Below are 8,058 nucleotides of genomic sequence, written 5' to 3'. Positions count from 1 at the left end.
CGCCGGGCCCGTACGCCTGCGCCCTCGACCCAGCTCCGCTGCGCCAGCCGCGCGGCCACCGCGGGCGCGCCGCCGAAGCAGAACGCCACCCGCCCCTCGCCCGACGGCCCGTAGCGCACCTCGCGCCCCGCCTCGTCGAGGAGCACGCCGCCCGCGCCGCGCAGCAGCGCGTGCCCGGCCGCGACGTCGAGCGCGCGCGGCCGGTGCAGCGAGATGGCGCCGCGCGCCTCGCCGGTGGCGACCAGCGCGAGCCGGTAGGCGATGCTGGTGAGCGGCCGGAAGCGCCCGGGCTGCACCGCCTCGGCGTTGCCGCGCGCCCGCTTCGCCGCCGAGGAGGACACGAGCACCACGTCGCCGGCCTGGAGCGGCGCCGCGGAGATGGGCGGGAGCGGCGCCCCGTTCCTCCGCACCGGGCCCTCCCCCTCGGCCCAGGCGAGCAGATCCTCCCCGCCGTGCGGCGCGGTGTGGGCGAGCACCACGCCGAGCACCGGCACGCCGTCGCGCACCAGGCCGATGGACACCGAGGCGCCGCGGTGGCCGCGCTGGAAGTCGGCGGTCCCGTCGTTCGGATCGACGAGCCAGCACCGCCCGCCCGGACGGGCCGGCGGCCGGTTGCGCTCGGGCCGCTCCTCGCCGACGAAGCCGTCGCCCGGGAACGCGGCGTCGAGGACGGCGCGGATGAGGTCCTCGGCCTCCTCGTCCGCGGGGCAGTGCCCCGGCTCGCCCCGGGGGCCGCCGGCCCGGAACAGCTCCGCCCGCAGCAGGTCGGCCGCGGCACGGGCGGCGCGGAGGGCGGCTTCCAGGGCGCGGGAGAGGTCGGTCACTCCTCCATGTGTATCAAGCGCGGCGGCGTCCGGCGGCGGGATCTCCGCCCCGCCCGGCCGCCCTCCGGCCTCAGGTGGAGCGCGCCCGTGCCCGGTGACATCCGCCCGCCGGGCCCTTAGACAGGAGGCCGGGAGGGGACCGCGTGAAGATCGGCACCTGGAACGTGAACGGCATCCGCGCGCGCGAGGCGCAGGTGGGCGAGTTCATCGCCCGGGAGGGCCCCGACGTCGTCTGCCTGCAGGAGATCAAGGCCCCTCCGTCGAAGGTCCCTCCGTCGCTGTGCGAGCTCGAGGGCTACTGGTGCCTGTGGCACGGCGAGACCGCCTACTCCGGCGTGGCGCTGCTGGTGCGCAAGGCGATCGCACCCGAGCGGCCGGCGTTCGTCCACCCTCCGTTCGACCTCGAGACCCGCATCGCCACCTGCGAGCTGGGCGGCGTCACGGTGGCCTCGATCTACGTGCCGAACGGCGGCAAGGACCTCGCCGCCAAGCTCCGCTTCCTGGAGGCGATGGAGCGGTTCGCCGCGGACGCCCAGGCCTCCGGGCGGCCCCTGGTGCTCTGCGGGGACCTGAACGTCGCGCGCACCGACATGGACGTTCACCCGAAGGAGCGAAAGGCGGGCGCCATCGGCCAGCTCCCGGAGGAGCGGGCGCTGTTCGAGCGCATCCTGGCGCACGGCCTGGTGGACGTGGGCCGCGCGCTCGATCCCGCCAACGAGGGGCTGTTCACCTGGTGGGCGCCGTGGCGCAACCTGCGCCAGCGGAACATCGGCTGGCGCATCGACTACGTGCTGGCGAGCGCGCCGCTCGCGGCCAGCGCCACGCGGTGCCGGGTGCTGGCCGACTTCGGCACGAGCGATCACGCGCCGGTGGTGGCCGAGTTCCCGGCGGCGCCCTCCGCTGGCGCGGCGAACGGCGCGAGCGCGGCCTCGTAGGCGGCGAGGAGCGGCGGGGGCACCGCCACGCGGCGGTGCTCCACCATCGCCTCGAGCATCTTCGCGTTCGCGGGCGCCTGGCCGCGGAAGTGGTTGTTCGTGACGACGTACACGTCGGGTGCGCGCGGCGAGGCGGCCATCTCGGCGATGCGCTCGGCCCAGGGCGCGAGCTCGCCGGCGTCGTAGAGGTAGTCGTAGCGCGCGTCGCGCGGCGCGCCCTTGCGGAACCAGTCGCGGTAGTTGCGCCCGTGCACGCGCACGTACGCGACCGGCGCCGTGACCCGCGCGGCCGGCGCGAGCGAGCGCCGGAAGCGCGGCTGGTCCACGTTCACCAGCGCCACGCCCGCCGCGGCCAGCTCCTCGAGGACCTCGGGATCGTCCCACGACGCGTGGCGCACCTCGAGCGCGAGCGGCAGGCCGGCGAACGCGCGGAACAGCCCGCGCAGCCACTCCTCCGACGCCTCGCTCCGCTTGAACGACCACGGGAACTGGAGGAGCGCCGCGCCGAGCCTGCCCTCCTCGTGCAGGCGATCGAGCGCCGCCCGCGCCTGCGCGACCTCCTCGGCGCCGTACGCCTCGCGCTCGTGCGTGAACCGGCGCCAGACCTTCGCGCCGAAGCGGAAGGTGGGGACCTCGCGCACCCGCTCGCACCAGCGCGCCGCGACCGCCGCCGGGAACGGCCGGTAGAACGTCGCGTCCACCTCCACCGTCGAGAACCAGCGCGCCAGATACGCCAGGCGATCGAAGCGCTTGCCCTCGCCCGGCGGGTAGACCACGCCGGCCCAGTCCCGGTACTCCCATCCCGCGGGTCCGTAGCGGATCACGCCCGACGCGTAACGCAGGGTGACCGTCCGTTCAACCCGCGGCCAAGGGACGCGGGGCGGGGGCCCGCGTGCGGGTAGAATCCGCCCCCGGCGCGGGAGGCCACTTGCCGGTCGAGGAACGAAGCGAGCGCACCTGGACCACGCTGCCGAACACGCCGTGCGCGGCGGGGCGGCGCCACGCCTTCCTGCTCGTGCTGGCGGGCCCGCAGCTCGGCGACATCTACCCGCTCGCGCCCGACCGCGAGCTCGTCATCGGCCGGCGCGACGACTGCGACCTCCCCATCCGCGACGACGGCGTGTCGCGCCGCCACGCGGCCATCCGCGTCGAGGGCGAGGGCGCGCTGCTGCGCGACCTCGGCAGCGCGAACGGCACCTACGTGGACGGCGTGCGCGCCGAGGGCGAGGTGCGGCTCGCCGACGGCGGCCGCGTGAGCCTGGGCGGCGCCACCGTGCTGAAGTTCGCCTGGGCCGACGAGCTCGAGGCGCGCTGGCAGATGAAGCTCGCCGAGATCGCGCTGCTCGACCCGCTCACCGGCGTGTTCAACCGCCGCCACCTCGACGACCGGCTCGCCGCCGAGCTCGCCGCGGCCCAGCGGCACGGCCGCTCCATGTCGGTGCTCCTCGTGGACGTGGACCGGTTCCGGGCGGTGAACGAGGCGCACGGCCAGGCCGCCGGCGACGAGGCGCTGAAGATGGTCGCGTTCGTGCTGCGCGGCGCGCTCCGGCGCGAGGACGTGCTGGCGCGCGCCGGCGGCGCCGCGTTCGCGGTCATCGCCCGCGAAACGACGCTCGCGGGCGGCCGGGCGCTCGGCGAGCGCATCCGGCGCGCGGTGGCGCGGAGCCGCTGCGCCTGGCAGCCGGAGGGCGGCGGCGAGCCGGCCTCCATCGGCGTGAAGGTCTCGGTCGGCGTGGCGGAGGTCGCGGAGGGGCGCACGCAGCGCGAGGTGATGGAGTCGGCGGGGCGGGCGCTCCAGCTCGCGAAGCAGGCGGGCCGGAACACCGTGGTGGCGCTCCCGATGGCGCCCGCGGAGGGGCGGCCTGATCCCGCGCAAGCGGCCATGACGCGCGGCGGCGCGGCGCCTTGACGCTGGGGGGAGGGCCTGCGATCCTCGCGCCGGTCCGCTCCCCGGCGAGCCCGGCGGCGCCCGCTCAGCGGCGCCGCCCGACGGCTCCGGGCGGCGGCGATCCGGAGGCATCCAGATCATGCGGTCTCACGACGCACGGGCGGCGGCGATGGGCGGGACGGGCCACGCTGGCGGGGTGATCCACGTCCCGGCGGTCGCCGACGAGCCCGCCCCGGCGCCGGCGGATCTGGCGAGCCTCACGCAGGCGCAGCGCGCCGAGCGCGCGCTGGCCGAGGGCAAGCGCGAGCGGGAGATCCCCATCGAGCGCGCGTTCCTGCAGGCGGCGCTCGACTTCCGGCAGACGCTCCGCGTGCTGGTCTCGGCGGTGGTGCCGAAGTTCGCCGACTGGTGCTTCGTGGACCTCATCGACGGCGACGGGATCCCGCGCCGCGTGGAGGTCGCGCACGGCGATCCGGCCAAGGCGCCGCTCGCCCAGGAGATGCGCTCGATCGCGTTCGGGCCGGGCTGGGCCACCCCCGGCGCGCAGACCATCCGCGACCGCGCCCCGCGCCTGTTCCGGCAGGTGACGACCGAGGTGATGGAGTGGGCCACCCACGGCGAGCGCCACCTGGCGGTGCTGCGCGCCATCAAGCCCAACTCGCTGCTCTCGGTCCCGCTCGTCGCGCGCGACCGCGTCATCGGCTCCATCACGCTCATCCGCTCGAACATGCTCCCGGGCCTGGACGAGTCCGACCTGCTGTTCGCCGAGGCGCTGGCCGAGCCGGCCGCGCTCGCGCTCGACAACGCGCGCTGGTACCAGGCCGAGAAGGCCGGGCGCGGGGCCGCGCTGGAGGAGGCGGACCGCGAGCGGCACGATCGCGTGGACGCGCAGCGGGGCGTGCTGCGGCTGCGCCGGATCGAGTCGGTCTCGGCCAGCCTCGCGTCGGTGCTCGCCCCGCAGGCCATCGCGCGGGTGGCGGTGGAGAACGGGCTGTCGGTGCTGGAGCCGGCCACCGCCATGGTGGTCCGCGCGGCGCCCGGCGCGAGCGTGCTCGAGGTGCTGCACTGCCAGGGCTGGGCGGACGACCTGGCGCTCGACCTGCGCGAGCTGCGGGCCGACTCGCCCGCGCTGCTCGCCGAGGCCTACCGCATCCAGACCGCGATCTGGGTCTCCAGCCCGGAGGCGCTGGCGCAGGCCTACCCGAACGCCGCCGAGCTGGCGCTCCGGGTGGGCGACCGCGCCTGGGCGGCGGTGCCGCTCCGTTGCGACGGCCGCACCGTCGGGGCGCTCGGCCTCGGGTTCCCGCACCCGCGCGACCTCGACGCCGACGAGAAGCGGTTCGTGCTCACCGTGGCGCAGATCGTGGCGCAGGCGCTGGAGCGCGCCCGGCTGCGCGACGAGGCGCGCTAGGCGCCCCCCGGCTCCGTCCGCTCGTCCCGACCCTTCGACTCCGTCCGCTCATCCCGAGCGTAGCGCGGCCGCGAGGCCGCGCGGAGTCGAGGGACGCTCAGGGTGAGCGGGGAGTCGAGGGACCCTCAGCGCCGGGTCGGGTGGAACGCGCCGGCCGCCTTCAGCACCCGCAGCGCCGCGAGCTGCGCGGCCAGCGACTCGGTGATCTGGCCGACCTCCGCGGTGCGGAGCTGCGCGGTCGCGTCCGCCTGCTCCACCGCCGTGGCGGTGCCGGCCCGGAAGGCGACGTCCACCAGGCGCTGGTTCTCGGCGGCGAGGTCGCGCTGCTCCTTCGCCTTGGCGGCGTTGGCGCGGGCGCTCTCCATGTCGAGGTAGGCCTGCTCCACCTCCTGCCGCGCCTTCAGCTCGGCGCTCGCGCTCGACGCGTTCGCCTCGTCGATCTTCGCGTTCGCCTCGCGGATGTCCGACTCGCGCAGGCCGCCGTCGAGCACCTTCCACTGCAGCGCCAGGCCCGCGGCCCAGGCGTGGTTCGTGCCGGTGAAGCCGGCCTCGTTCGCCAGCGTGTAGCGGCCGAACGCGCCCACGTTGGGCAGGTACCGCGCCACCGCCTGGTTCCGGACGCCGCGCTGCAGCTCCACGTTGACGCGCGCCGCCTGCACGTCGGGCCGGTCCCGCAGCGCCGCCGCGACCAGCGCCTCCGCGTCGCCGGCCAGCACCGGCTCGGGCGGATCGACCACGTCGAAGTCCGGCCGGCGGTCGAGCAGCGTCGCGAGCGCGATGCGCGCGGAGGCGAACGCGTTCTGCGACCGCTTCACGTCCTGCTCGGCGCGGGCCCGGTCGATCTCGGCGCGCAGCAGGCCCACCTTGGCGATGGCGCCGGCCTGGTAGCGCACGCGCGCGTCCTTCTCCTGGCGGGCGGCGATCTCGAGCAGCCGCTCGGACACCTCCATGGCCCGCCGCAGCGAGGCGGCGCCGTAGTACGCCTGCGCCACCCCGAACAGCACCTCGCGCCGCGCCGTCTCCACGTTCAGCCGGGCGATCTCCTCGCCCCGGTTCGCGTTGGGGATGGCGAAGAGGAGCTGCGGCGCGAGCAGCGCCTGGGTCGCCTCGACGAGCCCGTTCAGCTGGTCCTGCGCCTGGATGGTGATCTTCGGCGAGCCGGGCCCGAGCGACCCGGCCGGCAGCACCGCCTCGGTCTCGTTGCGCGTGTAGGTGCCGCTCGCGGTGACCTGCGGCAGGTAGCCCGACCACGCCTTCCAGGAGAGCTCGTCGGCCTGGCGCAGCCGCGCCTGGGCCGCCTTGAGATCCAGGTTCTGCGCGGCGGCGGTGGCGAGCGCGTCGTCGAGCGTGAGCACGGGCAGCGCGGGCTGCGCACCGGCGGCGGCCGGCGCGGCCTCGCCGGGTGGCGGGGGCGCGGGCGTCGAAGGGGTCCCGGGTGCCTGCGCCAGCGCCAGCGTCAGCGCCGCGGTGATCAGTGCGTTCATGCGTCCTCCCGCCGTTCGTGTTGCCTTCCGCCCGCGCGGCGGGCCGTCCCCGGGCGCGCCGGCGCCGCGGCGCCCTCCGCCGGCCGGAGCCGCTCGTCCAGCCGCGCCAGGATGCGGACGAGATCCCGCCGGTCGCGCGGCTCGAGCAGCGCGAGCAGGCCCTCCAGCCGCGCCGAGATCTCCGCGTCGAGCGCGCGCCAGGCCGCCTCGCCGCGCTCGGCCAGCGAGACCCGCACCACCCGGCGGTCGTCGCGGCTGCGCGCCCGCTGCACCAGCCCGTCCCGCTCCAGCCGGTCCACCACGCCGGTGATGGTCTTCTCGGTCACGGCCACGTGCCGCGCCAGCTCGCCCATGGTGAGCGCGCCGCCCGTGCCCAGCCAGAGCAGCGCGTGCACCTGCACCGGGGAGAGGTCGAGCCCGTGGCCGCTGCCGCCGATGGGATCGCGGAGCGAGCCGCGCCGCGACAGGCGGACCAGCAGCTCGCGGACGCGGCGGGCGTCGGCGGCGGGGCCGGAGCGGGCGGGGGTACTCCGCATTGCGGAGCACCCGTAGAGCGGACCGTCGCGGCTGTCAACCGAAGACCGCGCGCGCGGCGCGCCCCGTCCGGGCAGCGCGGGTCAGCGCGCGCCGCCCAGGTCCTCGATCTCCGCCTCGATGTCCCGGCGCTCCGGCGCGTCCGGCTTCAGCGCCAGGAAGGCCCGGAACGCCTGGACCGCCCGCTCCCGCTGGCCGCGCTCCTTGTACGCGTACCCGAGGAAGTAGTGCGGCATCGCGTTCTTCGGGTCCTCGCGCACGGCGCGCTCGTAGAGCGGCAGCGCGGCCCGCACCCCCTCCGCCTGGTGCACCTCGCGCGCGAGCGGGTACAGCACCTGGCCCGCGGCGGGGTCGGCCCGCTGCGCGGCGCGGAGCGTCCGCACCGCCTCGGCGTGCTTGCCGAGCTTGCCCTGGCACTCGCCCAGCTCGACGCGCAGCCGGGTGGCGCGCGGGGCGAGCTCGATGGCGCGCGCGAGCGGCGCGAGCGCCAGGTCGCAGCGGCCGTTCGCGGTGTACAGCAGCGCCATCCGCTCGTGCGGGTCGGGGAGCGCCGGGGCGGCCGCGGCCGCCGCCTGGTACGCCTCGATCGCCTCCTGGAGCGCCCCGGACCGCTCCAGCGCCTGGCCGAGCTGGAGCCGCGGCTCCGGGGCGGCGGGGGAGAGGTCCACCGCCTTCCGGAGGCGCACCAGCGCGGCGGGCGTCTCGCCCCGGGCGAGGAGGGCGCGCCCGAGCCAGAGCTGCGCGTCGGCCGCCCCGGGGGCCTCGGTGGTGGCGGCGCCGAGCAGCTTCACCGCCGCCTCGGCGTCGCCCCGCTCCAGCTTCACCGCGCCGAGCCGGGTGAGCGCGGCCGCGTTGCGCGGCTGCAGGTCCACCGCGACCGCGAGCGCCGCCTCGGCCTTCTCGAGCTCGCGGGCCGACCACTCCAGCGTCCCGAGCGCGAGCTGCGCCTCGGCGCTCCGCGGCTCGAGCGCGAGCGCCCGGA

General features: G+C 77.0%; 8 protein-coding genes. 3 read left to right on the top strand and 5 right to left on the bottom strand.

Annotated elements, in window-relative coordinates:
- Window positions 1–824: inositol monophosphatase family protein (locus PSR1_RS19830; protein ID WP_304511091.1), on the bottom strand; the 824-nt coding region annotated here is incomplete at its 3' end.
- A gap of 143 nt (window positions 825–967) precedes the next feature.
- On the opposite strand from PSR1_RS19830, the gene PSR1_RS19825 reads away from it, so the two are divergent.
- Window positions 968–1,759, top strand: coding sequence for an exodeoxyribonuclease III (locus PSR1_RS19825; protein WP_059439137.1), 792 nt, complete (start codon window positions 968–970; stop codon window positions 1,757–1,759).
- Here PSR1_RS19825 and PSR1_RS19820 read toward each other — a convergent pair.
- Window positions 1,684–2,583: a DUF72 domain-containing protein gene (locus tag PSR1_RS19820; RefSeq protein ID WP_059439136.1), complete on the bottom strand. Its 900-nt coding sequence runs from the start codon at window positions 2,581–2,583 to the stop codon at window positions 1,684–1,686. The genes PSR1_RS19825 and PSR1_RS19820 overlap by 76 nt on opposite strands.
- Before the next feature lie 104 nt (window positions 2,584–2,687).
- Here PSR1_RS19820 and PSR1_RS19815 point away from each other — a divergent pair, with 104 nt between their 5' ends.
- Both PSR1_RS19815 and PSR1_RS19810 read left to right on the top strand, forming a co-directional pair.
- Window positions 2,688–3,668, top strand: coding sequence for a GGDEF domain-containing protein (locus tag PSR1_RS19815; RefSeq protein ID WP_059439135.1), 981 nt, complete (start codon window positions 2,688–2,690; stop codon window positions 3,666–3,668).
- Between the two features lie 118 nt (window positions 3,669–3,786).
- Window positions 3,787–5,058, top strand: a complete 1,272-nt coding sequence (locus PSR1_RS19810) for a GAF domain-containing protein (protein WP_059439134.1) — start codon at window positions 3,787–3,789, stop codon at window positions 5,056–5,058.
- A 125-nt stretch (window positions 5,059–5,183) separates the two neighbouring features.
- On the opposite strand, the gene PSR1_RS19805 is transcribed toward PSR1_RS19810, so the two are convergent.
- The 3 genes from PSR1_RS19805 to PSR1_RS19795 all read right to left on the bottom strand — a co-directional run.
- On the bottom strand, window positions 5,184–6,542 hold the full coding sequence (locus tag PSR1_RS19805; RefSeq protein ID WP_059439133.1) for a TolC family protein: 1,359 nt from the start codon (window positions 6,540–6,542) through the stop codon (window positions 5,184–5,186).
- The gene (locus PSR1_RS19800; RefSeq protein WP_059439132.1) at window positions 6,539–7,078 is read right to left on the bottom strand and encodes a MarR family winged helix-turn-helix transcriptional regulator; all 540 of its coding nucleotides are present in this window, start codon (window positions 7,076–7,078) and stop codon (window positions 6,539–6,541) included. The genes PSR1_RS19805 and PSR1_RS19800 overlap by 4 nt, the downstream gene beginning before the upstream one ends.
- A gap of 81 nt (window positions 7,079–7,159) precedes the next feature.
- Window positions 7,160–8,058: tetratricopeptide repeat protein (locus tag PSR1_RS19795; protein ID WP_152643391.1), on the bottom strand; the 899-nt coding region annotated here is incomplete at its 5' end.

The organism is Anaeromyxobacter sp. PSR-1, from assembly GCF_000964525.1.
GTDB lineage: Bacteria > Myxococcota > Myxococcia > Myxococcales > Anaeromyxobacteraceae > Anaeromyxobacter.
Note: the sequence above shows the minus strand (reverse complement) of the source record. Positions and strands in the feature narration are given on the sequence as shown.